Raw genomic sequence first — 25,524 nt, 5'->3', positions numbered from 1 at the left:
GAACCCGTGCGGGCAATTAAGTTGATGCGCATGGAGGACCTGGATCGTCAGATCGTCGAGCTGCTCGTCAAGGACGGGCGGATGAGCTACACCGACCTCGGCAAGGCCACCGGCCTGTCGACCTCGGCGGTGCATCAGCGGGTCCGCCGGCTGGAGCAGCGGGGGGTCATCCGCGGATACGCGGCCGTGGTCGACCCGGAGGCGGTGGGGCTGCCGATGACCGCGTTCATCTCGGTCAAACCCTTCGACCCCAGCGCCCCGGACGATATCGCCGAACGCCTCGCGGGCGTCCGGGAGATCGAGGCCTGCCACAGCGTCGCCGGTGACGAGAACTACATCCTCAAGGTGCGCGTATCGACCCCGGTCGAGCTGGAGAACCTGCTCACCCGCATCCGTACCCTCGCCGGTGTCTCCACCCGGACGACGGTCGTGCTCTCCACCCCCTACGAGGCCCGTCCGCCGAGCATCTGACCTGCCGTCGGCCGGGGGCGGCCCCCGGGGGCCGGTGCCCCTGCGCCGGGGTCGGCGGGGGCGGCGTCCGGGGCCCGGCCCTGAAGGCGCCTTACGGGTCTCCCCGGGCCCGTACGGAATCCGTCTCAGGGGGTACGGGCTCCGCCGTCCGGGCGGTCGCCGCGGCCCCCCGGGCACGGCCTACGCTGGTGCCCATGAGTGATCGCACCGCCCCCGCCCCCGGCGCCTCCACCGGCGGCGACAGCCGCACGGTCCTGCTGCGCGGCGGGGAAGTCCACAGCCCCGCCGACCCCTTCGCCACCGCCATGGTCGTCGAACGGGGGCATATCGCCTGGGTGGGATCGGAAGGGGCCGCCGACGCGTTCACCGACGGAGTCGACGAGACCATCGACCTGGACGGCGCCCTTGTCACCCCCGCGTTCACCGACGCACATGTGCACACCACCGCCACCGGTCTCGCGCTCACCGGCCTCGACCTCTCCGGCGCGACCGGCCTCGCGGACGCGCTCGCGCTCGTACGGAAGTACGCGGCCACCCGCCCCGGCGACGCCGTGCTGCTCGGCGGCGGCTGGGACGCGGCCCGCTGGCCCGAGCGGCGGCCGCCGTCCCGGGCCGAACTCGACGAGGCGACCGGCGGCCGGCCCCTCTATCTGCCCCGTGTCGACGTCCACTCGGCCGTGGTCACCACCGCCCTGCTCGACCTGGTGCCCGGTGTCACCGGGCTGACGGGCTACCACCCCGAGGCGCCCCTCACGGGCGCGGCCCACCACGCCGTACGGGCCGCCGCTCACGGCGCCGTCACCCCCGCCCAGCGCACGGCGGCCCAGCGCGCCGCCCTGGACCGTGCCGCGTCGCTCGGGATCGGGACCGTCCACGAATGCGCCGGCCCCGAGATCTCCGACGAGGCGGACTTCACGGGGCTGCTCGGCCTCGCCGGGGAGGGGCCGGGCCCCCGGGTCGTCGGCTACTGGGCCGAACACATCGCAGACGCGAAGGGTGCCGAACGGATCCGGCGACTGGGTGCCCTCGGCGCCGCGGGCGATCTGTTCGCCGACGGTTCCCTCGGCTCCCATACCGCCTGTCTGCACACCCCCTACGCCGACGCGGACCACACCGGCACCCTGCACCTCGACGCGGACGCCGTCGCCACCCATGTCGCCGCCTGCACCGAGGCCGGACTGCAGGCCGGTTTCCACGCCATCGGCGATGCCGCGCTCACCGCCGTCGTCGAGGGGGTACGAGCCGCCGCCGAACGCCTGGGCACGGCCCGGATCCGCGCCGCCCGCCACCGCGTCGAGCACGCCGAAATGCTCACCCCCGAACACATCGCCGCCTTCGCCGAGTTCGGGCTTACCGCATCCGTACAGCCCGCCTTCGACGCCGCCTGGGGCGGCGACGAGGGCATGTACGCCGAACGGCTCGGCACCGAGCGGGCCCGTACCCTCAACCCGTACGCCGCCCTGCTCCGCGCCGGGGTGCCCCTCGCCCTCGGCTCGGACAGCCCCGTGACCCCGCTCGACCCCTGGGGCACGGTCCGGGCCGCCGCCTTCCACCGCACGCCCGAACACCGGATCTCCGTCCGGGCCGCCTTCACCGCCCACACCCGCGGCGGCTGGCGGGCGATCGGCCGGGACGACGCGGGGATCCTGGTCCCCGGTGCCCCCGCGGACTACGCGCTGTGGCGGACCGGCGCGCTCGTCGTCCAGGCCCCCGACGACCGGGTGGCGCGCTGGTCCACCGACCCGCGCTCCGGCACCCCCGGCCTGCCGGATCTGACCCCCGGCGGCGAACTGCCGCTCTGTCTGCGCACGGTGGTTGCCGGACAAACCATCTTCGATCGTCTGAACGGGTGACGTCCGGACATTTCGCTCCATAGGCCAGGGCGTTCGGGGTATCCGTCGCTACCTGCGGATCTTTGGTGCTGGTCGGGCGAATTGGGCAAACCGCGCAGATCGCACCACTGTTGACATGGAGCGCCCACGGGCCGGTAGGTTCGGCCCCGTCCACCACGGGACGTCCGACCGGCAGGGCCTCCCCTCGCGTCCCGACCGCCGCTGGGTCATGGGGCAGTGCACCGCACCGGGGCACTGCCACTGGGAGCCAGGTCCAGCGCCCGCGCTTCGGGAGCGAGGGAAGGTTTCGGCCGGTTGGCAGGTGTGACCCGGATAGGGGTCCGGCGTTCAGTAGACAACGGCTCTCGGTCGACCCGCAGCCAGCGGGTCCCAGGTCGGCCCGAAGGACGCCGGTCCCCGATCCGTACCGCCGCACCTCCCCCTTTGCCCTCGCGCCGGCCCCGCGCCCACAGGCCCCGGCCGTCCCCCGGGACCGCCCGGAAGCCGCCCCCGCCCCTTCCGGAGCTCAGCCCTCCGCCGCTGTCGCGGGCCGCTGGAACCGGCCCCTCAGCCGGTCCGGAGGCCGGTTCCCGACACCCCCGGCCCGAGCCGTCGCGGTCCGCCGTCCGGCGATCGCTAAGGTGGGTCCCTGTGCACGACATGAAGGGGCAGCAGTGAACGAGGGCGCTAAGGGCCGCGAAGCCCAGAGGCGGTACGGCCCGCTCGGCCGGGCCTTGGTGATCATTCCGACCTTTAACGAGGCGGAGAACATCAAGAAGATCGTCTCCAGGGTCCGTGCCGCGGTGCCGGACGCGGACGTGCTGGTCGCCGACGACAACAGCCCCGACGGCACCGGAAAGCTCGCCGACGAGCTCGTCGCGGAGGACGAGCAGGTCCACGTCCTGCACCGCAAGGGCAAGGAGGGCCTCGGCGCCGCCTATCTCGCGGGCTTCGCCTGGGGTCTGGAGCGCGAGTACGGCGTACTGATCGAAATGGACGCCGACGGCTCCCACCAGCCCGAGGAACTGCCCCGGCTGCTCACCGCGCTGAAGGGCGCCGATCTCGTCCTGGGCTCGCGCTGGGTCCCCGGCGGCCGGGTGGTGAACTGGCCGAAGTACCGGGAGTTCCTCTCCCGCGGCGGCAGCACGTACTCCCGTCTGCTCCTCGGCATCGGGATCCGGGACGTCACCGGCGGCTACCGCGCCTTCCGGGCGGAGACCCTGCGCGGGCTCGGGCTCTCCGAGGTCGCCTCCCAGGGCTACTGCTTCCAGGTCGACCTGGCGCGCCGGGCGGTGGCCGCGGGCTACCACGTCGTGGAGGTGCCGATCACCTTCGTCGAGCGGGAGCTGGGCGACTCCAAGATGAACCGCGATATCGCCGTCGAGGCGCTGTGGCGGGTCGCGGGCTGGGGTCTGTCGGACCGGGCGAACCGCTTCCGGGGCCGCTCGACCCCCTGAGCCCCCTGCCCCCTGCGCGGCGGGCCCCCACGGGCCTGCCGCGGGTGCCGGACCCCGGTACGCCACACGGGCCCTGGGAGCCGGTACAGGCGGTACGGCAGCGTCCGGCAGGTCCCTGCCGGTTCCCCGGCCTCCCAGGGGCGTCGTACGGCGGTTCCGGACGCGGGCACGCCCTCGGGGCGGGCCCGGGCCCTCCGTGGCCCGTCGCGGCCTCCAGGGCCCGAGGGGCTTCCGATGGAAATGATCACCCGGCTGTCCCGTTGCGCCGCGCGCCCAGGCACACTGGGGGCATGACGACCGGCCCTGTGCCCCAGAGGGCACCCCAGCGCTCCCGTGCCCGCCTGTTCATCCTGCTCGGCTCCGCCGCCTGGTTCGCTCTGGAAATCTGGCTGCTGGTCCTGGTCGGCGGCGCGATCGGCGTGCTCCCCGTGCTGGCGCTGCTGATCGCGCAGGCGGTCGCCGGGGCGGCGATCGTGAAGCAGGCGGGCCGCAACGCCTTCCGGAACCTCACGGAGACCCTCCAGCGCCAGCAGCAGCCGGAGACGCCGGGCACCGCCCCCGACTCCTCAGGCAACGGCTTCCTGATGCTCGGCGGAGTGCTGATCATGGTCCCCGGCTTCGCCTCGGACGTCCTGGGGCTCGCACTCCTCGTGCCCCCGGTCCGCAAGTGGCTCAGCCGCTTCACCCAGCGGTCCCTGGAGCGCCGGGTCCGCGCCGCCGCGCCCGGCACCCTCGGCGACGCCTTCAACCAGGCCAGGATGCGCCGCCCCGACGGCAAGGTCGTCCCCGGTGAGGTGATCCACCCCGACCCGGCGGCGGCGCCGTCCCCGGGCCCCGACGGCACGGACCAGCCGCCGAAGGTCATCGAGGGCCGGGTCATCCGCCCCGACGCCGACGACAGGCCGTAGCTTTCTACGGTTGCGGGCAGACGGGCGTTTTCGAGGTTCGGTACTGTGCCTGCTCGCTGGGGGTCAGTTGGCGTCCGACGGTCCTGCAGATCTTCCGGACGGCTTCTTTCTCGTCGGTGAGGGGGATGGTCCACAGGCGCGTGGTGCGGTTCTCTCCGCCGGTGGCGAGGGTGGTGCCGTCGGGGCTGAAGGCGACGGTGCGCAGCGTGTCGGCCACGGGGAGTTCACGTCGCAGGGCCCCGGTCTCGGTGTCCCAGATCCGTACGTTCTCGTCGAAGCCTCCCACGGCGAGATTTCTGCCGTTGCGGTGGAAGGCCATGCCGGTGGCGTAGGAGGTGTTCCAGGTGAGGGTGCGGCGGAGGGTTGCGGTGTCGGCGTCCCAGAGGCGGACGATGCTGATGTGGCCGTCGTCGGTGCGGCGGGACGTCAGGGTGGCGAGGGTGGTTCCGCTCGGGTTGTAGGCCACGCTGTTCACAGTGGTGAGCCCGGAGATTTCCTTGAGCAGTGCGCCGCTGCGGGGATCCCAGATGCGTACCGTGCCGTCGAAGCTTCCGGTGACCAGTTGTCCGCCGTCGGGGTGGAAGGCGACGGTCGTGATCTCCCGGCCTCTGACGGTCAGGGTACGGCGGTGCCGGGCCGTGGTGAGGTCCCACAGGTGGAGGCGGTCCCGGGCGGCTGCGGCCAGCGTTCTGCTGTCGGGGCTGACGGCGAGAGCGGTGGCATCGGTGGTGGGCCCGGGCAGGGTGGTCTGCGTGGTTCCGGTGCGGGGGTCCCTGAGCACGACCGGGCCGCCGTTGTCCGAGGTGGCCAGGGTCCGCCCGTCCGGGCTGAAGGCGACCGGGCCGCCGGTGCGGGGGACGACGGCCCGCGCTCGCCCGGTCGGCACGTCCCGGAGCCTGAGGACCCGGCCGCTTTCCGTGGTGGCGAGCGTGGTCCCGTCCGGGCTGAACGCGGCGAACTCGACCTCCCCGCCGTGACTTCCGAGGGTCCGGCTGTGCGGGTCCTCCGCGGTCCACCGGCGGACTGTGCCGTCCCGGCTCGCCGTGGCGAGGGTCGCGCTGCCGGGGCTGAAGGCGAGAGCCGTAATCGTCGCGGTATGGCCGATGAGCATGGCGCGCTGCGAACCGCTGCGGGTGTCCCACAGCCGTACGATCCCGAGGCTGTCGGCTGCGGCCAGGGTCTTGCCGTCCGGGCTGAAGAGCACTTTCCGTACGCGTACGTCCTGATGGGGCAGGACGGTCCGGACCGTGCCGGTGCGCGTATGCCGGATCCGTACCGTGCGATCGCGTTCCGCCGTGGCCAGGAACTGCCCGTCCGGGCTGAAGGCGATCAGCGAGGTGTGGTCGTCGACGGACCATTTCCGCGGGTCGGGCTCCGCCGGTACGGGTGGGGTCGGGCGATCGGCGTCGGAGCTGTGGACCGTGCCGGCGCCCGTGGTGAGATCCCAGAGGCGGACGGTGCCGCCCTCGGTGCTGCCGGCGAGGGTGCGGTGGTCCGGGGCGAAGGCGATCGTGGTGAACCGGTCCGTCGGTAACGGCCTTCGCTTCCGCTGCGCCGTGAAGACCTGTTGCGGCTGTCCTGTGTGCGCGTTCCAGGTCCGGATGGTCGCGTCGTTTCCGGCGGTGGCGATCCGCCGGCCGTCGCGGCTGAACGCCAGGGCGAGGGTTCCGTGGCGGTGGCCGGTCAGCGAGGTGCGCAGCCGTCCCGAGGCGGTGTCGCGGATCTGTACGGTGCCGCTCCGGTAGCCGATGGCGATGGCGCGGCCGTCGGGGCTGTATGCGGCCCCGAGCGGGACGGTTGCGGGGTCGTTGATGTCGACGTGTTCGGTTTCGGCGGGGGTGATGCTGCGGTTCCGCCCTGTCGCGAGATCGTGGAACAGGAGTTCGCCGGTGTCGGTGACCACGGCAACGGTCCGCAGATCGGGGCTGAACGCCTGGGGGCCCGTGCGTATCTGCGGGACCCGGTGGTTGCTGATGAGCGGAAGGTCGGCTGCCCAGAGCACACTTGCCCTGGCCTCCGAGGTCGGGGCGGTGCGGTAGGCGTGCAGTGCGAGGAGCGACGCGAGTTCCGGGTTGCCGAAGATTTGTCCTGTGGATTGTGCGGCAAGCTGCCGGGACAGGGCGTCCTGCTGTGCTTCTACGGCGGCGTCCCGTCGGCGTTCGCTGGTACGGCTCTGCTGCCAGGCGGTCACGCCTGCGGTCAGGGCGAGAACGAGGAGAACCGCGAGGGCGACGGTGGAGCGGCGCAGTCGGCGGGTCGTGCGTACCCGGGCCCGCTGTTCCTCGTCCTGGGCCGTGATCGCCGTGGTGAGGAAGACCCTCTCGTCGGGGGTGAGGTCGCGGTGGGGTGCGGGAAAGGCTTCCTGGGCGGTGGCGAGACGACTGCCGCGGTAGAGGACACCGGGATCCCGGTCGAGTTCGGTCCAGGTGGTGGCGTCGGCGGTGAGCCGGCGGTGCACCAGGAGGCGGGCGCGTTCCTCGTCGATCCAGGTGCGCAGGCGGGGCCAGGCGGTGATGAGGGCTTCGTGGGCGAGGTCGGCGGTGTCGTCGTCGAGCGCGATGAGGCGGGCGCGGATGAGGTGTTCGAGAACGGCCGGGGCGTCGTCGGGTGCGCCCGCTTCGAGCTCGGCGCGGGGTGCGGGGCGGCGGGTGTCCTGAGCGCCCTGGCCGGGGGTGATCAGCCTCAGGAGTATGCGGCGGGCGTGCTGGGCCTGTGCGGGGGCGAGCCGGCTGTAGGTGTGTTCGGCGGTGTCGGCGACGGCTCCGTGGATGCCTCCGATGGCCTCGTATGCGGCGAGGGTGAGGGTACGGCCGCGGCGCCGTCGCCAGACTTCCAGCAGCGCGTGGGACATCAGCGGCAGCCCGCCGGGCTCCGCCGTCGTTTCTTCCACGATCCGCGCGGTCAGCTCCCGCTCCACGATGAGACCGGCCGCCCTCGCCGGACCGACCACCGCCTGGCGCAGCTCGGCCGGGTTCATCGGCCCCAGGGCCAGATGCGCGGTGCGCAGAATCTCGACCAGGCCGGGGTGCTCGGTGCAGTGGCCGTAGAAATCGGCCCGCACGGCGATGACCACGCGCAGGCCGTTGCCCGGGTCGCGGGCGGTGAGCAGGAGGTCCAGGAAGCCGGCGCGCTCCTCCGGGTCGTGGCAGAGGGTGAAGACCTCCTCGAACTGGTCCACCACCACGACCGTGTCCCGGGCCGGGATCCGCTTCCTGGAAGTGCCGCCGTCCGCGGAGGTCGCTTCGGCCGGCCTCGTCCCGGTCTCCGCGGTCCTCTTCCCGGTCCTCCCCCGAGGGGCGGCAGGGGTGAGGACGTGGGCGTGCGCGGCGGCCGGGCGGGAGCCCGGCGCGAGCAGTCTGATCCCCGCACAGGACACCGGGGTGTTCCCGGGTTCTTGGAGACGGGGGACGAGTCCCGCTCGCAGCAGGGAGGATTTGCCGCTGCCGGAGGCCCCGGCCAGGATCACCACCCGGTGCGCGGCCACCAGCTCGACCATGCGGTCGAGCAGCTCCTCGCGGCCGAAGAAGAGGGCACGGTCGGCGGGCTCAAAGCGGGCCAGCCCCCGGTACGGGGCGTCCCGGGCCGGTCCGTCGTCGACGATCCGGACCGCTTCCGTCTCCTTGATCGCGCGGGCTGTTCCGTGCCAGCGGGCCTCCCACTCGGCCGGGTCCCCTCCGCAGACCGTCGCATAGACGAGGACCAGGGGGAGCGAGGGCAGCTCGTCACCCCGCGCCGCGGCCGCGAGCGTACTCGCGGAGTAGCCCGCACGGATCGCCATGGCCCGGTACGTCGGCCCGCCGGCCGCCATCCGTAACTCTCTGAGGTCCTGTGCGAACCGTTCGACCGGCCCTGCTTCCGGGTCCAGCGGACGCTCCCGACGGCCTGCCATCACACCCCACCCCACTCCCGATCCCGGCGTTCACATCGTCTGCCGGGCATGCGCCCGACACCGCTATCGAACCGCCACCCGGCATTGTGTGAACAGCACGGAACAGGCTTTCCGCACAATGCCCGACCAGCTGAAATCAGGTGCAGACCCTCCCCGGAGAGCAGACGCTCCACCGGTGTGGAGGAGTCACCGGCCCCGTCAGCCCAGGGCCGGACGCAGAGGGTCCACAACCGATGCAGAGAGGAAAGCCATGAAGGTACGACTTTTGACGACCGGGGCGGTCCTGGCCACCACCGTGCTCCTCGGCGGCACCGCCGGCGCGCAGGCCGCGGCTGTACCGACAGGTACGGGCGAAGCACCCGCAGCATCATCCGAGTCCAGGTCCCTTGCCGCAGCGCAGAACACCCCGGCCGCCGCAGCGGCGGGCTGGGAATACCACAGCTGGTACTGGACCTACGCTTCCTGCCACAGCAACGGTCAGCGCCTGGTCCGGAACAACCCCTCCATCTGGTCCGACTACCGCTGCCGCGACCACGGCTCCGGCGTCACGGTGCTGCTCGACCTGTACCGGCGGTAGGTGCCCCGGACCCACTCACTCTGCTGCCGCACCTGCCCACACTGTCGGCGCACTCGATCCCTGGTGGCCGCCGGTCATGGCCCGACCACGGTTGCCTCGGCCGAACGGACGGCCGGGAGCCACCCCGGCTGAGGTGCGGCCGCCCCGGGGGAGCGGCCGCACCTCTGGGGCCGTACCGGCAGCGGAAACGCCCGTGGGCCGGGACACATTCTCTGTGTCCCGGCCCACGGGCGTTCTTCCCTTGCAGGGTTCGGCCGACCTGCCCCGTCCGTACCGTCAGGTGGTCCGGACGGACGGCATCACGCGGACTTGCGGCTGTCCCGCGGATGAACCGCAATGTTCATCGCGCCGGAGCGCAGCACTGCCAGACGCTCGGCCAGCACCTCTTCCAGCTCTTCGCGAGTACGCCGCTCCATGAGCATGTCCCAGTGCGTCCTCGCGGGCTTGCCCTTCTTCTCCTCGGGGCCGTCGCCGTCCACCAGGAGTGCCTGGGCGCCGCACGCCTTGCACTCCCACTCCGGCGGAATTTCCGCCTCCACCGAGAACGGCATCTCAAACCGATGTCCGTTCTGGCATGCGTACTCCACCGCCTGGCGCGGGGCCAGGTCGATGCCACGGTCCGTCTCGTAGCTGGTCACCACGAGCCGCGTGCCGCGGAGAGCTCGCTCACTCATGAATCGTGCCTCCCGGGCTTGTCGCCCACAGGACAGGTGTCGCTGTCGTCGTCATCCGGTCAACGTCCGGTCGGCCGTAAAGATTCCCGTTCCGGGTCATGCGTCGCCCGTCGTGCCGCTGCTTTCCCCTGTGTTGGGGTACCCACCAGCGCCCGGTTTGTCACATCTGACAGAAAGTGTCACCCAGTGATGTCGCTTCCACAGTGCGCAGTAACGGTCCGCCTGGCAGGCCAAACGCGTACACTACCGGCCTTTTACTTCAACGTCTAAATCCGGTCCGGTACCGGATTTCCCGCGGCGGCCACCGCCCGGGCCATCGGGACCCGCGCCAGCAGGACGAATCCGAGCGCGAAGAAGACCACCAGCGAGAGAATCGCGTCCCGGTAACTGCCGGTGATCTGGAAAGCGAGTCCGAAGACCAGCGGCCCCAGCCAGCTCAGCCCGCGGTCGCTCAGTTCGTACGCGGCGAAGTACTCCGCCTCCTTGCCGCGCGGCACCAGATGGGAGAAGAGCGACCTGGACAGGGCCTGGCTGCCGCCGAGGACCAGCCCGATCGCCGCCGCCAGCGCGAAGAACCAGGCCGGGGCCCGGGCGGGCAGAAGGTAGCCGGCCGCCAGGATCAGGGTCCAGACGGCGAGCGACGCGAGGACCGTGCGCCGGGCGCCGTACGTCCTGGCCAGCCGTCCCATGCCCAGTGCCCCGGCCACGGCCAGCACCTGGACCAGCAGGACCGCCACGATCAGCGTGGTCTGGCCGAGGCCCAGCTCCTCCTTGCCGTAGACGGAGGCCTGGGAGATCACGGTCTGGATGCCGTCGTTGTAGACGAGGTACGCGAGCAGGAACGACAGCGTCAGCGGATGGCGCCGCATGTCCTTCAGGACTGCCAGCAGCTGGCGCGGCCCCGACAGGGCGGCCGGGCGCTCCGAGGCCGGGATCCTGCGGTCCCGGAGCCTGCGCAGCGGGATCAGCGTGAACGCGCCCCACCACAGCCCGGCCGAGGCCAGACAGATCCGTACCGCCTCCGACTCCGACAGGCCGAACCGCTCGTGGCCGCCGTACAGGATCAGATTGAGCACCAGGACCAGCGCCCCGGAGGTGTAGCCGAAGGCCCAGCCGCGGGAGGAGACGGCGTCCCGCTCGGCGGGCCCGGCGATCTCGGGCAGATAGGCGTTGTAGAGGACCATGGAGACCGCGAGGGACGCGTTCGCCACGATCAGCAGGAACGCGCCCAGCAGATAGCGGTCGCCGTCCAGCAGGAACATGGCGGCGGTGGCCCCGGCGCCGGTGTAGGCGGAGACCGCCAGCAGGGGTTTCTTCCGGCCGGTACGGTCCGCCCAGGCGCCCGCCAGCGGCATCAGCACCACGGCCAGCACCAGGGAGGCGGAGACGGAGTAGGCGTAGACCGACCCGGCCCGCAGGGGGATGCCCAGGGGGTGGACGTAGCCGTCGTCGTCCGCGGCCGCCTTCGCCACCTCGGTGAGATAGGGGCCGAGGAAGACGGTGATCACACTGGTCGAGTAGACCGAGCAGGCGAAATCGTAGAAGTACCAGCCGTGGCGCTGCCGCCGCAGCCCTGCCTCGTCCTGCCCCGTCTCGTCCCGCCCGGAGGCGTCGCCGTCCGGTGCCGCCGGGCGGTTCCCGGGCCCGTCCGCCGGTTCCGTGATCCCTGCGGCCATACCGCGCCCCCCAGGTCGTCTCTTGTGGCTCGCGGCGCGGACGCGCGGGTCAGACCCAGGCTCCCCGTTCGGTCAGCACCGTGCGCAGCGTCTCCGGATGATCGGTCATGATGCCATCCACCCCCAGGTCGAGGAGGGCCCGCATCCGGTCCGCTTCGTTCACCGTCCAGACATGGACCTGGAGCCCCCTGCGGTGGGCCGCCCGGACGAATCGCCGGTCCACCACCCGGACCCCGCCGTGGAACTCGGGCACCTGGGCGCAGACCGCGCCCGTCCGCAGCGGCGCCGGGATCCCGAGGGAGCGCATCCGCAGCGCCACCACGCCTCCCGTGCCGTACGAGGTCGCCAGCCGGGGCCCCGCGATCCGGGCCGCCCGGGCGACCCGCGCCTCCGAGAACGACCCCACGCACACCCGGTCCCACAGGTCCGCCCGGCGGATCAGCCCGAGCAGCGGCTCCAGCGCCGACTCGGCCTTGACGTCGACGTTCCAGCGGGCCCCGGGGAACTCCTCCACCAGTTCCTCGAAGAGCGGCAGCGGCTCGGTGCCGCCCACCCGGGCGCGCCGCACCTCGCTCCAGGGCCGCTCCGCGATCCGGCCCCGGGCATCGGTGACCCGGTCCAGCGAAGCGTCGTGGAAGGCGACGAGCCGTCCGTCGGCCGTGGTGTGCACATCGGTCTCGAACCAGCGGTAGCCGAGCGCTGCGGCGCGCCGGAAGGCGGCCGCGGTGTTCTCCAGCCCGTCCGCCGCGCCACCGCGATGGGCGAACGGCAGGACCGAGGGATGGTCCAGATACGGATGGGGCCCGGGGCCGGAAACGCTGGTCACCGCCGCAGTATCACCCGGCCGGGGGTGCCGCGGGCCACCACGGTGCCGCCGCCCGGCTGCTCGGGGAGGGCGAAGAACCGCAGGAAGAACTGGGCCAGCGGCCCGATGGCCAGGGTGTAGGCGATGGTCGCGGCGCCCACCGAACCGCCCAGCAGGAAGCCGCTGGTGACGACCGTCACCTCGACGACGGTCCGGACCAGACGGATGGAGAGCCCGGTCGCCCGGTGCAGACCGGTCATGATGCCGTCCCGGGGCCCCGGTCCGAACCGGGCCGCGATGTAGAGGCCCGTCGCCACCCCGTTGAGCACGATTCCGGCGGCCGTCACCGGGATCCGTACGGCCAGTCCGTCCGGTTCCGGGAGCACGAGGAGGGCCGCGTCCATGGCGAACCCGATCACGACGACGTTGGAGACCGTGCCCAGACCGGGCCGCTGCTTGAACGGGATCCACAGGAGCAGCACCAGGGCGCCGACCGCGGTCATCACCACACCCATCGACAGGCCCGTCAGCTCGGACAGCCCCTGGTGCAGGACGTTCCACGGTTCCAGGCCGAGACCGCCGCGGAGGATCAGCGCGCAGCTCAGTCCGTAGAGCACCAGCCCCGCGTAGAGCTGGGTCAGCCGCCGTGCGAGCTGCCGGTCCGGGCGGGCCTGCGGTGTTCCGGGCGCGACGGCGGCGGGCCGGCGGGGCCCCTCGGGAGCCTGCTCTGTGGACACGGTTTCCACCCCTCCTGGTGACACTGGACTGACTCATGTCACCCTGTGGCCATGGAGCAGATGCCATCCATGGCCAATTCGCGGAAGGTGGACTGATTTCTTTGTCTCGGTGGACCTCTGCGGTGGGCGCGGCCCAGTTGGCCCGTCAGCTCGCCGCCCAGCAGCCCCGGCCGGCCGGGCCCGGCACCCGTAAGCCCCCCGCCTACCGTGCGCTCGCCGACGGCATCCGGGTGCTGGTCCTGGAGGGGCGGGTGCCGGTCGCGACCAGGCTGCCCGCCGAACGGGAGCTGGCGCTGGCGCTGGCCGTCAGCCGGACGACGGTGGCCGCCGCCTACGAGGCGCTGCGCACGGAGGGCTTCCTCGAATCCCGGCGCGGAGCGGGGAGCTGGACCGCCGTCCCGGCCGGGAATCCGCTGCCCGCGCGCGGCCTCGAACCGCTGCCGCCCGAATCCCTCGGCTCCATGATCGACCTGGGCTGTGCCGCCCTGCCCGCGCCCGAGCCCTGGCTGACCCGGGCGGTCCAGGGGGCCCTGGAGGAGCTGCCGCCGTACGCCCACACCCACGGCGACTACCCGGCGGGCATTCCGGTCCTGCGGCAGATGCTCGCCGACCGGTATACGGCGCGCGGTATTCCCACCATGCCCGAGCAGATCATGGTCACCACGGGGGCGATGGGCGCGATGGACGCCCTCTGCCATCTGTTCGCCGGGCGCGGTGAGCGGATCGCCGTGGAGTCGCCTTCGTACGCCAACATCCTCCAGCTGATGCGCGAGGCCGGGGCCCGGCTGGTGCCCGTCGCCATGCAGGAGGGGCTCGGCGGCTGGGATCTGGACCGCTGGCGGCAGGTGCTGCGGGAGGCGGCGCCCCGGCTGGCGTACGTCGTCGCGGACTTCCACAATCCGACCGGCGCGCTGGCGGACGACGACCGGCGCCGCGCCCTGGTGGAGGCGGCCCGCTCCGCCGGAACCGTGCTGGTCGTCGACGAGACCATGTCCGAACTCCATCTCGACGACGGCCTGGACCTGCCCCGGCCGGTCTGCTCCTTCGACCCGTCGGGCAGCACGGTCGTGACGGTCGGCTCGGCCAGCAAGGCGTTCTGGGCCGGGATGCGGATCGGCTGGGTCCGGGCCTCCCCCGATGTGATCCGCTCCCTGGTCTCCGCCCGCGCCTACGCCGATCTGGGGACGCCCGTGCTGGAGCAGCTCGGCGTGAACTGGCTGATGGGCACCGGCGGCTGGGAGCAGGCGGTCGCGGTACGGCGGGCGCAGGCGCGCGAGAACCGTGACGCGCTGGTCGCCGCCGTCCGCCGGGAGCTTCCGGAGTGGGAGTTCACGGTGCCCGGCGGCGGGCTGACCCTGTGGGTGCGGACCGGCGGTCTGTCGGGCTCCCGGATCGCCGAGGCCGGTGAGCGGGTCGGGGTCCGGGTGCCGTCGGGGCCGCGGTTCGGGGTCGACGGGGCCTTCGAAGGGTTCGTACGGCTGCCGTTCACGGTCTCCGGTCCGGTCGCGGAGGAGGCGGCGGTACGGCTCGCGGCGGCGGCGCGCCTGGTGGAGAAGGGCGGTACGACGGGCGCCGAGGGCCCGCGTACCTTCGTCGCCTGACGGGCGCGGGGCCGCCGGTCCGCCCGGCGCCCCGGGCGGACCGGCCGGACGGCGCCGGGGTGTGCGCGGGGCGCTCCGCCGCTGTTGCTCAGCCCTCCGCGGGGACCGGGCCCGGCGCCCCGGCGGTCGTCGTCCGTCCGGCGGTGAGCTCCACCGGTTCGGCGGCGGCCGGGACCTGCGGCAGCTCGTCGTGGCGCTCCGGGAGCAGTTCCAGTACGGCTTCGCGCAGGCCCTCGGGGGTGGCGTCGTCGTAGGGGTCCGGGACCGCCGGGACCTGGAGCCGGAGGACCGGGCCGGTGCCGAGCCGGGCGTAGCCGCGGCCCGGGGGAGTGTGCGGTACGGGTGTGGTCGGCGGCGGACCGCCGAGGACCGCCTCGACCTGCTCCGCGCGCAGCGACCCCAGCACCACCCGGGCCCGGGTGTGGGTCCGTACGGCCTCGGTCAGCTCGTCGATGCAGTCCGTCTGCTCGGCCACCACCACTACCACTCCGGCCGCCCGGCCGTGCCGCAGCGGGATCCGGAGCAGTTCCTGCGGATCGGGTCCGCCGTCGGCGGCGGCGAGCTGTCCGAGGGCGGACGGCCGGTCCACGAGGATCCACAGCGGCCGCCGGGTGTCGGGGGGCGCGGGCAGTCCGGCCTGGCGGGATCGGTTAGCCGAGATCAGCCGGCGCTCGGTCTCCCGGGACGCCCACTCCAGCGCGGAGACCGCCCCGGCGAGGGAGGATTCGACGGCCGGTACCCCCACCCGGCCCGCCAGACACGCGTGGTCGCCGGTGCCGCCGCCCTCCACGATCACGACGTCGCCGTGGGGGAGGGCCTGGAGGGCGATCGACCGCAGCAGGGTCGAGGTGCCGCTGCCGGGCTCGCCCACCACCAGCAGATGGGGTTCGGCCGAGCGGGGCCCGGTCCGCCAGATCACCGGGGTGGCGTCCCTCGGCGTACCGCCGTCCGGGTGCCCGGCCGGTTCCGTGTCCAGGACCGGGAGGGTCCGGGGCACCGCGGCCTCGTCGGTGAAACCGAGGACCGTCTCGCCGGGGGCGGTGACGAAGCGCTGGGCGGCGACCGTGGCAGGCAGCGCGGGCAGCACGGTCATGGCCAGTTCGTTGCCCTCCTCGTCCCAGACGAAGCGGTACTCCCGGCCGCGGCCCGATTTGGCGTGCAGCACCTGCTCGACCCGGGCCCTGGCCGCCGGTTCGCCGTCGGTGAAGTACGCCGGATACGTGATGCGCAGCGCGGTCGGCCGTCCCGCGCCGTCGAAGGCGGGGTCGTGCAGGGCGGACTGCCACTGCCCGCCGTGCACGAAGAGCGGAGCCGGGTCCTCGGGGACCGAGAAGTACGGCACCAGGGCCTCGTAGAGGGCCTGGAGCCGTGCGGTCGCGGCCTCGTCGGGCCCGGTGTCCACGGGCGGCCGCGCCCGCCCCTTCCAGGCGGCCGCGGCCATGACCGCGATCAGGGCCGTGAGGGGCCCGTACGGGACGAACGCGACCGCCAGGACACCGGCCCCCGTGAAGAAGAGCGTGGGACCGCGCTTCTCCTTGGGGGTGTCGGCCCACTTCCGCCGGGCCAGTCCGGTCAGCTCCCGCAGCCCCCGGGAGAGGGTGATCAGCGGATGGAAGACGTCCGCTGCGCCGTCGGCGGCCGACCGCGCGAACTCCCGGCTCCGGGCGAGCTGCGCGGTTCCGCTGCTCAGAATGCGGGGGAGTGGTCGCCGGGCCACGTCGTACTCCTGGGGGATTCGGGGCGGGATGCGGGGGACGGGGCGGCGGCCGTCAGAACTTGATCCCGCCCAGGAGACCGGCGAGGCTCTCGCTGCCTGCCGTGATGCTGGGGGCGATCGCGGTGCCGGCCAGGAAGAAGCCGAAGAGCGCGCAGACGAGGGCGTGGGACGCCTTGAGCCCGTCCTTCTTGAAGAAGAGGAAGACGATGATCGCGAGCAGGACCACGCCGGAGATGGAGAGGATCATGATGTTCTCCTGGGTGAGGGGACAGTCACCTTGAGTACTTCCAGCCTCACAGGAAGTGCATATGTGATTAAAGGTGCAAAAGGGTGAAAAGGTGTGTATTTCACTGGACTGGGGGATGGTGTCGCGCACCCCGGGGACCCGGCGGGGCCGCCCCGTATCCGCCGGAGCGGGCGCGGGGCGGCCGGAGCGCTCCGCGCCGGTCCGGACGGACCGCGTGGCAAATGTCCCCGTCCGTGTCCCGCCGTGGGGTGGATCTCGGCGGGAACGGGCGGTGGCGGCACCCCGCGCGGGCAGTACGCTGTCCGTCGCTCGTACGGCTGTTCCCGCCGTACTCCCAGGTCGGATGGCCGGAACCGGAGCGAATCCCAGTGAAAGGCGGTCCCCGAGATGAGTGAGTCCCCCGACCGGGACGTGGTCGAACTGGCCACCAAGGTCTTCGACCTGGCGCGCCGGGGGGAGACCGAGGCGCTCGCCGCGTACATCGACGCCGGAGTGCCAGCGAACCTCACCAACGACCGCGGCGACACCCTGGTCATGCTGGCGGCCTACCACGGCCACGCGACGGCGGTCGAGGCCCTCCTCGCCCGCGGCGCCGAACCGGACCGGGCCAACGACCGCGGCCAGACCCCCCTCGCCGGCGCCGTCTTCAAGGGCGAGGACGAAGTCGTCCGCGTACTGCTGGCGCACGGCGCCGATCCCGCGGCCGGAACCCCCTCCGCCACGGATACCGCGCGAATGTTTGGGAAGACAGAGCTTCTGGAGCTGTTCGGGGAACCCGGCGACCGCTGACCCCCGACCCGGCCCGCGCCGTTCGTCACGGAGAGTTTCCGGCGCCCTCCCCGGGGGCCTCGCGCGCGATACGCGAGGCCCCCGGGGAGGGACGTCGTAAATGTGGTCGCGGTGGCGATATGGGTGGGTCATCATGACGACGGGTCCTGTCCCGGACATCACCGGGAATTCCCCTGGGACCCACCGACGAGAGGCGAGGAAGATGGTCGACACACAGCAGAGGGCGCGGACGACGCACCACCCGGTGAGGAACTGCTCCTCGGGCCGCTGCGCGGCCTGACCGTCTTCGTTCCCCGGTTGCGTCGAGAGCTTGATGTGAGGCTTTCCCCATGTTCGAACCAGTCATAGCGCCGAGCGGCACGCTGCTCGGCATGCTGCAGAGGGGCCGCGGCGACGGCACCCTGCACGCGCTGGCCGCCCCCCGCGGCGAGGCGCTGGCCGCCCTCAACCACTGTGTGCTCAACGACCCCCGCCACGACTGGCAGGTCGAGAACCGCTCCCTGTACTACGCCCGGCTCTACCTCGACCTCCACGGAGGTCTGGACGAGATCCGGCGGCACCTGGGCGGTGCCGAGGACGCCGTGGACGACGACGAGAGCAGGACCGGCCTCGCGCTCGCCGTCCTCGGACACCTCGCTTCGTACGGCAGGCACGACGCCCTCGAACTGCTCCGCGACTACGCGGCCCGCGGCGCCAACTGGGAGTGGGCCCTCGACGAGCTCGCGCTCCGTGACGACGACACGGGACTGCGCGCCCTCGCCGAACCCGTCCTCGCCCGGTTCCCCGCCACGCCCGAGGGCGAAGCGGACCTGGCCGTGGCCGTGCGCGACGCCTACGAACCCCGGCCGTGGCGGCTCTGGGAGGAGGACCCCCGGGCCGCCGTCGGCGGCCGTATCCGCGCGGCCAGGGAAGCCGGCTCCTTCGACCGCTGGCAGCGCCAGCTGCGCCCGACCGGCCCCCGGCCCGGCTGGAGCGTGCAGGCCGTCTTCGACTGGGCCGACCAGGGACTGGAGCGCGGCACCCCGCTGCATGTGCCCGCCGCCCGCTGCCTGGCGGCCGTCGCCGTGGACGCGGACCGGCCCGCCATCGTCGTGGCCGCCCGCGAAGGCGCCGACGGCGCACGCTGCGCCGCCCTGCACTACCTCGCCGAACGTCAGGACCCCGTGCTCCTCGACCTCGTCGAGCACGCCGTCTCCACCGGCTCCCGTACGGTCGCCGAGGCCGCCGTCGCCGCCTTCGAGCGCATGTGCGGCGAAGCGGCGGTCGACCGGGCCCGGAGCTGGGTCCACCGGCCCGACGCCCTCGGGGCCTCGGCCGCCGGTGTGCTCGCCTGCCGGGGCGGGGCCGGCGACAGCATGCTCGTCCTCGGCGCCCTCCGGGAGACCGTCCGGGCGGACGGCCCCGACGCCCCCCTGCTGTGGACCCTCGTCGACGGCACCGGCCGGCTCGGCATCGCCTGCGCGGCGCCCGTCCTGCGCCATGTCTACCGGGAGACGGCCTCCTCCCGTCTCCGCGGCCGCGCGGCCACAGCCCTGGCCGCGACGGATCCCACCTTCGTCACCGGCTTCGCCGTCGAATGCCTGTGGGACTGCGAGGAGACCACCAGGGAAGTGGCCGCCCGGCACGCCGAGACCGGTGATCTGCGGGTCGCGGAGAGACTGCGCCGCCTGGCCGCCGATCCGGCGGAGGAGGCCGAGGTCCAGACCGCGGTCCGCAGCAGAATGGTCCCGGAGACCCCCTCGCACTGAGCCCCCGCCGGTGTCCGGGGCGCCCGGCACCCCGGACACCGGCGGCGCTCCGCGCGATGCCGTAGATCCCCGGGTCCGATGACGCCGGGCGCCCCGTAGGCGACCGGCCTTCCGCCGCGATGCCGCAGGGCCCCGGGGCCCCGCGCCCCGTAGGCCACCGGCCCTCCGCACGGTGCGGCAGGGCCCCGGCCCCGATACCGCCGGGCCGGGCCCGAGCCGTACAGCTCCGGCCGCCGCGGACGACGCGGGGCAGCGCTGCCCCGCCGCCCGGCGCGATTGCGTACCGCGCCCCGGGTTGCCCCCGTACCCCTCGGGGCCTCGGGGCGGACAGGCTCCCGCCCCCTTCCCGCGCGCGGGCCCGCCGGGCCGCCCCGCGCCACAATGAAGGCATGACGACCGGACGCTGGGAGTTCTGGATCGACCGGGGCGGCACCTTCACCGATATCGTCGGGCGGCGGCCCGACGGACGGCTCGTCACCCGCAAACTCCTCTCCCACGACCCCGGGCGCCACCGCGACGCCGCCGTCGCCGGAATCCGGCTGCTCCTCGGCATCGGCCCCGATGAGCCCGTACCCGCCGAACGGGTCTCCGCCGTCCGCATGGGCACCACCGTCGCCACCAACGCCCTGCTGGAACGGCGCGGCGAACCCACCGTCCTGCTGATCACCGAAGGCTTCGGCGACGCCCTCTCCATCGCCTACCAGAACCGGCCCCGGATCTTCGACCGCCGGATCGAACTGCCGCCACCGGTGTACGAACGGGTCGTCGAGGTCCCCGAACGCATCGACGCCCACGGCGGCACCGTCCGCCCCCTCGACCTGGCCGCCGTCACCGAACGGCTCGCCGCCTGCCGCGACGACGGACTGCGGTCCGCGGCCGTCGTCCTGCTCCACGGCTACCGCCACCCCACCCACGAAACCCTCGTCGCCCGCGCCGCCCGCGACCTCGGATTCACCCAGGTCAGCTGCTCGCACGAGGTCAGCCCCCTGATCAAACTGGTGCCCCGCGGCGATACGACCGTCGTGGACGCCTATCTCTCACCGATCCTGCGGCGGTACGTCGACGAGGTCGCCGCCGAACTGCCCGGCATCCGGCTGATGTTCATGCAGTCCAACGGGGGACTGCGGGAAGCCGCCCACTTCCGTGGCAAGGACGCCGTGCTCTCCGGACCCGCGGGCGGCGTCGTCGGCATGGCCCGTACCGCCGCACAGGCCGGATTCGACCGGGTCGTCGGCTTCGACATGGGCGGTACGTCGACGGACGTCTCGCACTACGCGGGCGAGTTCGAACGGGCACAGGGCACCCTCGTCGCCGGGGTCCGGATGCGCGCCCCCATGATGAACATCCACACCGTCGCGGCAGGCGGCGGCTCAGTGCTCCACTTCGACGGCCGCCGCTACCGCGTCGGGCCCGACTCCGCGGGCGCCGACCCCGGCCCCGCCTGCTACCGCCGCGGCGGCCCGCTGACCGTCACCGACGCCAATGTGATGCTCGGCCGGATCCAGCCCGCCCACTTCCCGGCCGTCTTCGGCCGGAACGGGGACCGGCCGCTCGACGCCGGCACCGTCCGGGAGCGGTTCACCGCACTGGCCGACCGCGTCCGGCGCGAGACCGGCACGGCCCGCACCCCCGAGGAGGTCGCCGCGGGCTTCCTGGAGATCGCCGTACTCAATATGGCGAATGCCGTGAAGAAGATCTCCGTACAGCGCGGCTACGACATCACCCGCTACGCCCTCAACTCCTTCGGCGGCGCGGGCGGCCAGCACGCCTGCGCCGTCGCGGACGCCCTCGGCGTCGACACCGTGATCGTTCCACCGCTGGCCGGGGTGCTCTCCGCGTACGGAATCGGCCTCGCCGACGCCACGGCCCTGCGGGAGGAGTCCGTGGAAGCCGCCCTCGACGACGCCACCACCGAACGGGTCCGCGAACGGTGCCGACGGCTCTCCGACCGGACCCGCGCCGAACTCCGCGCCGACGGGGTGCCCGACGCTTCGATCACCACGAGGGCCCGGGCGGTCATCCGCTACGCGGGCACCGACGCGGGCCTGCCCGTCCCCCTGGCCACCGCCACCGCCATGCGGGACGCCTTCGAAACCGTCCACCGCGCCCGCTACGGCTTCGTCATGGACAAACCCCTGGTCGTCGAATCCGTGTCGGTGGAGGCCACCGGCACGGCGGCGGGGGAGTACGGCTCCGGGCAACCGGAGACCCCGCCCGCCGACCCGCCCGCCCGCGGCGCCGGAGCCCGTACCACCGCCGGAACCGACGGACCCGGCGCCCCGGACCGCCCCGCGCCCCCGCCCCGGGACCACGTCCCCGTGTTCACGTCCGGAGCCCACCGCTCCGTACCGCTGTACCGGCGGGACGATCTGCACCCCGGGGACACCGTCACCGGACCCGCGATCCTCGCCGAGGACGACGCGACCACCGTCGTCGACCCCGGCTGGCGGGCAGCGGCCGCCCCCGGCGGACAACTGCTGCTCACCCGCACCACCCCCCGCCCCTCCCGGACGGCCGCCGGAACCGCCGCCGACCCCGTCCTGCTGGAGGTCTTCAACAACCTCTTCATGGCCGTCGCCGAACAGATGGGCGTCCGGCTGGAGAACACCGCCCACTCCGTCAACATCAAGGAGCGGCTCGACTTCTCCTGCGCCCTCTTCGACGCCGCAGGCAACCTCATCGCCAACGCCCCGCACATCCCGGTCCACCTGGGGTCCATGGGCGACTCCATCAAGGAGGTACTGCGGCGCAACCGGCCGGGAGAGGGGCACGGAATGCGCCCCGGCGATGTGTACGCGATCAACGACCCGTACCACGGCGGCACCCATCTGCCCGATGTCACCGTGGTCACCCCGGTCTTCGGTGAACCGGACGGCGACCTGCTGTTCCTGGTCGCCTCCCGCGGCCACCACGCCGAGATCGGCGGTATCACCCCCGGCTCGATGCCCGCCTTCAGCACCACCGTCGACGAGGAGGGCGTCCTCTTCGACAACTGGCTTCTGGTACGGGACGGGCGGCTGCGCGAGCAGGAGACCCGCGCGCTGCTCACCGGCGCCCGGTACCCCTCCCGGGCCCCCGACGCCAATATCGCGGATCTGCGCGCCCAGATCGCCGCCAACGAGAAGGGCATCGCGGAACTCCGGCAGATGACCGACCAGTTCGGCCTCGACGTCGTCCATGCCTATATGCGGCACGTCCGCGACAACGCGGAGGAGTCGGTCCGCCGGATCGTGGCCCGGCTCGGTGACGGATCGTACGCGTACGAGACCGACGCCGGGGCCGTCATCAGGGTCGCCGTACGCGTCGACCGGCAGCGGCGGAGCGCGGTGATCGACTTCACCGGCACCTCCGCCCAGCAGCCGGGCAACACCAACGCGCCGACGTCCGTGGTCACCGCCGCCGTGCTCTACGTCTTCCGCACCCTCGTCGGAGAGGACATCCCCCTCAACAGCGGCTGTCTGGAACCGCTGGAGATCCGGGTGCCGCCCGGTTCGATGCTCGCGCCCCGCCCGCCCGCGGCGACCGTCGCGGGCAATGTGGAGACCTCCCAGGCCGTCACCGGCGCCCTCTACGCGGCCCTCGGAGTCCAGGCGGAGGGCTCCGGCACCATGAACAACGTGACCTTCGGCAACGAGCGGGTCCAGTACTACGAGACCGTGGCGAGCGGCTCGGGAGCGGGCGACGGCTTCGACGGCGCGGACGCCGTCCAGACCCATATGACCAACTCCCGGCTCACGGACCCCGAGATCCTCGAATGGCGCTATCCGGTCCGGGTCGACTCCTTCTCCGTACGGCGCGGCAGCGGCGGCAGGGGCCGCAGGCACGGCGGGAACGGGACCGTACGCCGCATCCGCTTCCTCGAACCGATGACCGTCGCCCTGCTCACCGGCCACCGCCGGATCGCCCCCTACGGTATGGCGGGCGGAGGCCCCGGCGCCCTCGGTGAGAACTCCGTCGAACGCGCCGACGGAACCGTGACCCCGCTCTCCGGCACCGACACCACGGAGGTCGGCCCGGACGACGTCCTCGTCGTGAAGACCCCGGGCGGCGGGGGCTACGGCCCCGAACCACCCGGCAGCCCGGCCGTCAGCGCGCCATGACGAAGCGCACCGGGGTGCCCGGGACGGCCTGGGCGGCGGCCGGGAGAGCACGGACGTCGACGACCGCGACCACCGGATAGCCGCCGGTCGTCGGATGGTCCGCGAGGAAGACCACCGGCCGGCCGTCCGGCGGGACCTGCACCGCGCCCAGCACCATCCCCTCACTCGGCAGCTCCTCCGACCGCGTCCGCCGCAGCACCGGGCCCTCCGTGCGCATCCCGATCCGGTTGCTCGCCGCCGCCACCCGGTGTCCGCCCGACAGCAGCACCCGCAGGCCGTCCGGGCCGAACCAGTCGTCGCGGGGCCCCGGCCGGACCCGCAGCACCAGTTCGGCGGGCGGGCCCGCCCAGGGCATCACCCCGCCGGTCACGGACGGCGGCCCGGCCGGAACCCCCAGCGGCAGCTCCGTGCCGTCCGCCGGCACCGGAGGCCCGAGACCCGACAGAAGATCGGTGGAACGGCTGCCGAGAACGGGCTCCACGGCGATACCGCCCGCGAACGCGGCGTACGTCCGCACCCCGCGGACCGCCCGCCCGATGTCCAGCACCGCCCCGGCGGGCACCCGCACGGGCGCCCCCCACGCCACCGGACGGCCGTCCACCCGCACCGCGCAGGGCGCACCCCCGACGGCCACCGTGACCGCCCTGCGGGGCCGTACCGCGCAGCCGCCGACCGTGGTTTCCAGCACGGCGGCCCCTTCCGCATTGCCCACCAGCCGGTTCACCCAGCGGGCCGCGGGCGCGTCCAGGGCTCCCGAGCGCGGCACCCCGAGATGGGCCCGGCCCGGCCGGCCCAGATCCTGAACCGTGGTCAGCGGGCCGGCCCGGACCACCACGACCACCCGGTCCGTCACGGCCCCTCCGGAACGAACCGCACCCGCGCGCCCGGCGACAGCAGTGCCGCCGGATCCCGGCCCGGATCCCACAGCGTCAGCTCCGTCCTGCCGATCAGCTGCCAGCCGCCGGGCGAGGAACGGGGATAGACGCCGGTGTACGGGCCGGCCAGCCCCAGCGCACCCGCGGGCACCGAGGTCCGCGGGGTGGCCCGGCGGGGCACCGCGTACCGCTCGGGCAGCCCGGTCAGATAGCCGAAACCGGGGGCGAACCCGCAGAACGCGACCCGGAATCCGGCCGCCGAGTGGATCGCGGCGACCTCCTCCTCCGCCACCCCCCACAGCGCCGCCACCCGCGGCAGATCCGGCCCGTCGTAGCGCACCGGCACCTCGACCACCGCCTCCGCCCGCGCCCCGGCCGGCCCGAACGTCCAGCCGGCCAGCTCCGCCGCGAGCCGCCCGGGATCCGCGACCCCGTCGAGCAGCACGGTCCTGGCCGCCGGGACGATCTCCGTCACCGGCGGCAGCGCGCCCGCGGCCCGCCGCCGCAGCACCTCGGCATGGAACGCCCCGGCCTCCTCCCCGTCCGCGAGTTCGACCAGCAGCGCCCGGTCGCCCACCGGCAGCACCCTCATCCGAACGCCTCCACCCGCACCCCGGCCTCCTCCAGACCCCGCCGCACCCGGCGCGCCAGCGCCACGGCCCCGGGGGTGTCCCCGTGGACGCACAGGGACCGGGGCCGTACGGCGACGGTCCGCCCGCAGCGGGCCGCGACCACCCCGAACCGCGCCATGCTCACCGACCGTTCCACCACGGCCGCCGGGTCCGACAGCACCGCCCCCTCCTCGCCGCGCGGCACCAGCGTGCCCTGCGCGGTGTACGCCCGGTCCGCGAACCCCTCGGTGACCACCGGCAGTCCGGCCTTCTCCGCCAGGGAGTGCAGTGCGGACCCCGGCAGCGAGAGCAGCGGCAGCTGCCCGCCCGCCAGCCGTACCCCCTCCACCACGGCCGCGGCCTGCTCCTCGTCGCCCACCACGCGGTTGTACAGGGCACCGTGCGGTTTGACGTACGACACCCGGGACCCGGCCGCCCGGGCGAAGACCTCCAGGGCACCGATCTGATAGGCGACCTCGGCCGCCAGCTCGTCCGGCGGCACCTCCATCGCCCGCCGCCCGAACCCGGCGAGATCCCGGTACGCCACCTGGGCACCGATCCGCACCGACCGCTCGGCCGCGATCCGGCACACCTCCCGCATCGTCGCCGCGTCTCCCGCATGGAAGCCGCAGGCGACATTGGCGCTGGTCACCACCGACAGCAACTGCTCGTCGTCGGTGAGCCGCCAGCGGCCGAACCCCTCGCCCAGATCGGCGTTGAGGTCGATGGACGCCCAAGTCATCCGTCTCCTCCTGTCCCTGCAACGGTCACAGCAGTCCCAGCCGTCACCGCGGTCGCCGTGCTCGCGGC

At 73.5% G+C, this 25,524-nt stretch carries 19 protein-coding genes; 9 read left to right on the top strand and 10 right to left on the bottom strand.

Translation table 11 applies throughout. From position 1 onward, the window contains the following. Positions 1–30: 30 nt before the first annotated feature. From B7R87_RS03785 to fxsA, 4 genes are all read left to right on the top strand, one after another. Positions 31–471 carry an Lrp/AsnC family transcriptional regulator gene (locus B7R87_RS03785; RefSeq protein ID WP_006350404.1) on the top strand — a complete coding sequence of 147 codons (441 nt, stop codon included), beginning with the start codon at positions 31–33 and terminating at the stop codon, positions 469–471. 194 nt (positions 472–665) lie between these two features. Further along, the gene (locus B7R87_RS03780) at positions 666–2,324 is read left to right on the top strand and encodes an amidohydrolase (protein WP_006350405.1); all 1,659 of its coding nucleotides are present in this window, start codon (positions 666–668) and stop codon (positions 2,322–2,324) included. Positions 2,325–2,977: 653 nt separating this feature from the next. Then, positions 2,978–3,760 carry a polyprenol monophosphomannose synthase gene (locus tag B7R87_RS03775; RefSeq protein WP_006350406.1) on the top strand — a complete coding sequence of 261 codons (783 nt, stop codon included), beginning with the start codon at positions 2,978–2,980 and terminating at the stop codon, positions 3,758–3,760. 290 nt (positions 3,761–4,050) lie between these two features. Continuing rightward, the gene (gene fxsA / locus B7R87_RS03770) at positions 4,051–4,668 is read left to right on the top strand and encodes an FxsA family membrane protein (protein ID WP_040916865.1); all 618 of its coding nucleotides are present in this window, start codon (positions 4,051–4,053) and stop codon (positions 4,666–4,668) included. Between the two features lie 4 nt (positions 4,669–4,672). Here the strand turns inward: fxsA and B7R87_RS03765 are convergent, their stop codons facing one another. Continuing rightward, positions 4,673–8,557 (bottom strand): nSTAND1 domain-containing NTPase, encoded by a 3,885-nt coding sequence (locus B7R87_RS03765; protein WP_040916866.1) that lies wholly within the window; start codon positions 8,555–8,557, stop codon positions 4,673–4,675. 250 nt (positions 8,558–8,807) lie between these two features. Between B7R87_RS03765 and B7R87_RS03760 the strand changes: the two genes are divergently transcribed. Continuing rightward, on the top strand, positions 8,808–9,134 hold the full coding sequence (locus tag B7R87_RS03760) for a hypothetical protein (RefSeq protein ID WP_130585288.1): 327 nt from the start codon (positions 8,808–8,810) through the stop codon (positions 9,132–9,134). A gap of 299 nt (positions 9,135–9,433) precedes the next feature. On the opposite strand, the gene B7R87_RS03755 is transcribed toward B7R87_RS03760, so the two are convergent. The 4 genes from B7R87_RS03755 to yczE all read right to left on the bottom strand — a co-directional run bounded on the left by B7R87_RS03755 (position 9,434) and on the right by yczE (position 13,026). Continuing rightward, the gene (locus B7R87_RS03755; RefSeq protein ID WP_003959706.1) at positions 9,434–9,808 is read right to left on the bottom strand and encodes an RNA polymerase-binding protein RbpA; all 375 of its coding nucleotides are present in this window, start codon (positions 9,806–9,808) and stop codon (positions 9,434–9,436) included. A 266-nt stretch (positions 9,809–10,074) separates the two neighbouring features. Next, entirely contained in the window at positions 10,075–11,484 is a 1,410-nt protein-coding gene (locus B7R87_RS03750; protein WP_006350410.1) for an MFS transporter, read from the bottom strand. A 49-nt stretch (positions 11,485–11,533) separates the two neighbouring features. Next, on the bottom strand, positions 11,534–12,310 hold the full coding sequence (locus B7R87_RS03745; protein WP_006350411.1) for a glycerophosphodiester phosphodiesterase family protein: 777 nt from the start codon (positions 12,308–12,310) through the stop codon (positions 11,534–11,536). Next, positions 12,307–13,026, bottom strand: a complete 720-nt coding sequence (gene yczE / locus B7R87_RS03740; protein WP_006350412.1) for a membrane protein YczE — start codon at positions 13,024–13,026, stop codon at positions 12,307–12,309. Before yczE ends, B7R87_RS03745 begins: the two co-directional genes overlap by 4 nt. A 101-nt stretch (positions 13,027–13,127) precedes the next feature. Between yczE and B7R87_RS03735 the strand changes: the two genes are divergently transcribed. Continuing rightward, a complete protein-coding gene (locus B7R87_RS03735; RefSeq protein WP_078902431.1) occupies positions 13,128–14,627 on the top strand; it encodes an SCO1417 family PLP biosynthesis transcription factor in 1,500 nt (499 codons plus the stop codon). A gap of 88 nt (positions 14,628–14,715) precedes the next feature. Here the strand turns inward: B7R87_RS03735 and B7R87_RS03730 are convergent, their stop codons facing one another. Together B7R87_RS03730 and B7R87_RS03725 are read right to left on the bottom strand one after the other, a co-directional pair. Further along, entirely contained in the window at positions 14,716–16,344 is a 1,629-nt protein-coding gene (locus B7R87_RS03730) for an ATP-binding protein (RefSeq protein ID WP_006350414.1), read from the bottom strand. Positions 16,345–16,396: 52 nt separating this feature from the next. Continuing rightward, entirely contained in the window at positions 16,397–16,591 is a 195-nt protein-coding gene (locus B7R87_RS03725; RefSeq protein ID WP_006350415.1) for a hypothetical protein, read from the bottom strand. Positions 16,592–16,978: 387 nt separating this feature from the next. Here B7R87_RS03725 and B7R87_RS03720 point away from each other — a divergent pair, with 387 nt between their 5' ends. The 3 genes from B7R87_RS03720 (at position 16,979) to B7R87_RS03710 (ending at position 23,228) form a co-directional block, all read left to right on the top strand. Then, positions 16,979–17,380: an ankyrin repeat domain-containing protein gene (locus B7R87_RS03720; RefSeq protein WP_006350416.1), complete on the top strand. Its 402-nt coding sequence runs from the start codon at positions 16,979–16,981 to the stop codon at positions 17,378–17,380. Positions 17,381–17,709: 329 nt separating this feature from the next. Next, positions 17,710–19,128 (top strand): HEAT repeat domain-containing protein, encoded by a 1,419-nt coding sequence (locus B7R87_RS03715; RefSeq protein WP_130585287.1) that lies wholly within the window; start codon positions 17,710–17,712, stop codon positions 19,126–19,128. A 389-nt stretch (positions 19,129–19,517) separates the two neighbouring features. Further along, positions 19,518–23,228, top strand: a complete 3,711-nt coding sequence (locus B7R87_RS03710) for a hydantoinase B/oxoprolinase family protein (protein WP_006350418.1) — start codon at positions 19,518–19,520, stop codon at positions 23,226–23,228. Here B7R87_RS03710 and B7R87_RS03705 read toward each other — a convergent pair. From B7R87_RS03705 to B7R87_RS03695, 3 genes are read right to left on the bottom strand one after another with little or no spacing between them, the layout of a single operon-like run. After that, positions 23,215–24,081: a 5-oxoprolinase subunit C family protein gene (locus B7R87_RS03705; RefSeq protein ID WP_006350419.1), complete on the bottom strand. Its 867-nt coding sequence runs from the start codon at positions 24,079–24,081 to the stop codon at positions 23,215–23,217. The genes B7R87_RS03710 and B7R87_RS03705 overlap by 14 nt on opposite strands. After that, complete coding sequence (pxpB, locus tag B7R87_RS03700) at positions 24,078–24,695, bottom strand: 5-oxoprolinase subunit PxpB (RefSeq protein WP_040916872.1); 618 nt, start codon at positions 24,693–24,695, stop codon at positions 24,078–24,080. Before pxpB ends, B7R87_RS03705 begins: the two co-directional genes overlap by 4 nt. Beyond that, positions 24,692–25,456: a LamB/YcsF family protein gene (locus B7R87_RS03695; RefSeq protein ID WP_006350421.1), complete on the bottom strand. Its 765-nt coding sequence runs from the start codon at positions 25,454–25,456 to the stop codon at positions 24,692–24,694. The genes pxpB and B7R87_RS03695 overlap by 4 nt, the downstream gene beginning before the upstream one ends. Positions 25,457–25,524: the final 68 nt, after the last annotated feature.

The sequence above is a fragment of the Streptomyces tsukubensis genome (assembly GCF_003932715.1).
In the GTDB taxonomy this organism is placed as follows: Bacteria; Actinomycetota; Actinomycetes; order Streptomycetales; family Streptomycetaceae; genus Streptomyces; species Streptomyces tsukubensis.
The sequence above is the reverse complement of the archived record's forward strand: the minus strand, read 5'-3'. Positions and strand labels throughout refer to the sequence as shown.

What these genes read in the sequence shown, in the direction of transcription:
- B7R87_RS03785 (WP_006350404.1), top strand. Translation starts at nt 31, where the DNA reads ATGGAGGACCTGGATCGTCAGATCGTCGAGCTGCTCGTCAAGGACGGG.
- B7R87_RS03780 (WP_006350405.1), top strand. Translation starts at nt 666, where the DNA reads ATGAGTGATCGCACCGCCCCCGCCCCCGGCGCCTCCACCGGCGGCGAC.
- fxsA (WP_040916865.1), top strand. Translation starts at nt 4,051, where the DNA reads ATGACGACCGGCCCTGTGCCCCAGAGGGCACCCCAGCGCTCCCGTGCC.
- B7R87_RS03765 (WP_040916866.1), bottom strand. Translation starts at nt 8,557, where the DNA reads ATGGCAGGCCGTCGGGAGCGTCCGCTGGACCCGGAAGCAGGGCCGGTC.
- B7R87_RS03760 (WP_130585288.1), top strand. Translation starts at nt 8,808, where the DNA reads ATGAAGGTACGACTTTTGACGACCGGGGCGGTCCTGGCCACCACCGTG.
- B7R87_RS03755 (WP_003959706.1), bottom strand. Translation starts at nt 9,808, where the DNA reads ATGAGTGAGCGAGCTCTCCGCGGCACGCGGCTCGTGGTGACCAGCTAC.
- B7R87_RS03750 (WP_006350410.1), bottom strand. Translation starts at nt 11,484, where the DNA reads ATGGCCGCAGGGATCACGGAACCGGCGGACGGGCCCGGGAACCGCCCG.
- B7R87_RS03725 (WP_006350415.1), bottom strand. Translation starts at nt 16,591, where the DNA reads ATGATCCTCTCCATCTCCGGCGTGGTCCTGCTCGCGATCATCGTCTTC.
- B7R87_RS03720 (WP_006350416.1), top strand. Translation starts at nt 16,979, where the DNA reads ATGAGTGAGTCCCCCGACCGGGACGTGGTCGAACTGGCCACCAAGGTC.
- B7R87_RS03715 (WP_130585287.1), top strand. Translation starts at nt 17,710, where the DNA reads ATGTTCGAACCAGTCATAGCGCCGAGCGGCACGCTGCTCGGCATGCTG.
- B7R87_RS03710 (WP_006350418.1), top strand. Translation starts at nt 19,518, where the DNA reads ATGACGACCGGACGCTGGGAGTTCTGGATCGACCGGGGCGGCACCTTC.
- pxpB (WP_040916872.1), bottom strand. Translation starts at nt 24,695, where the DNA reads ATGAGGGTGCTGCCGGTGGGCGACCGGGCGCTGCTGGTCGAACTCGCG.
- B7R87_RS03695 (WP_006350421.1), bottom strand. Translation starts at nt 25,456, where the DNA reads ATGACTTGGGCGTCCATCGACCTCAACGCCGATCTGGGCGAGGGGTTC.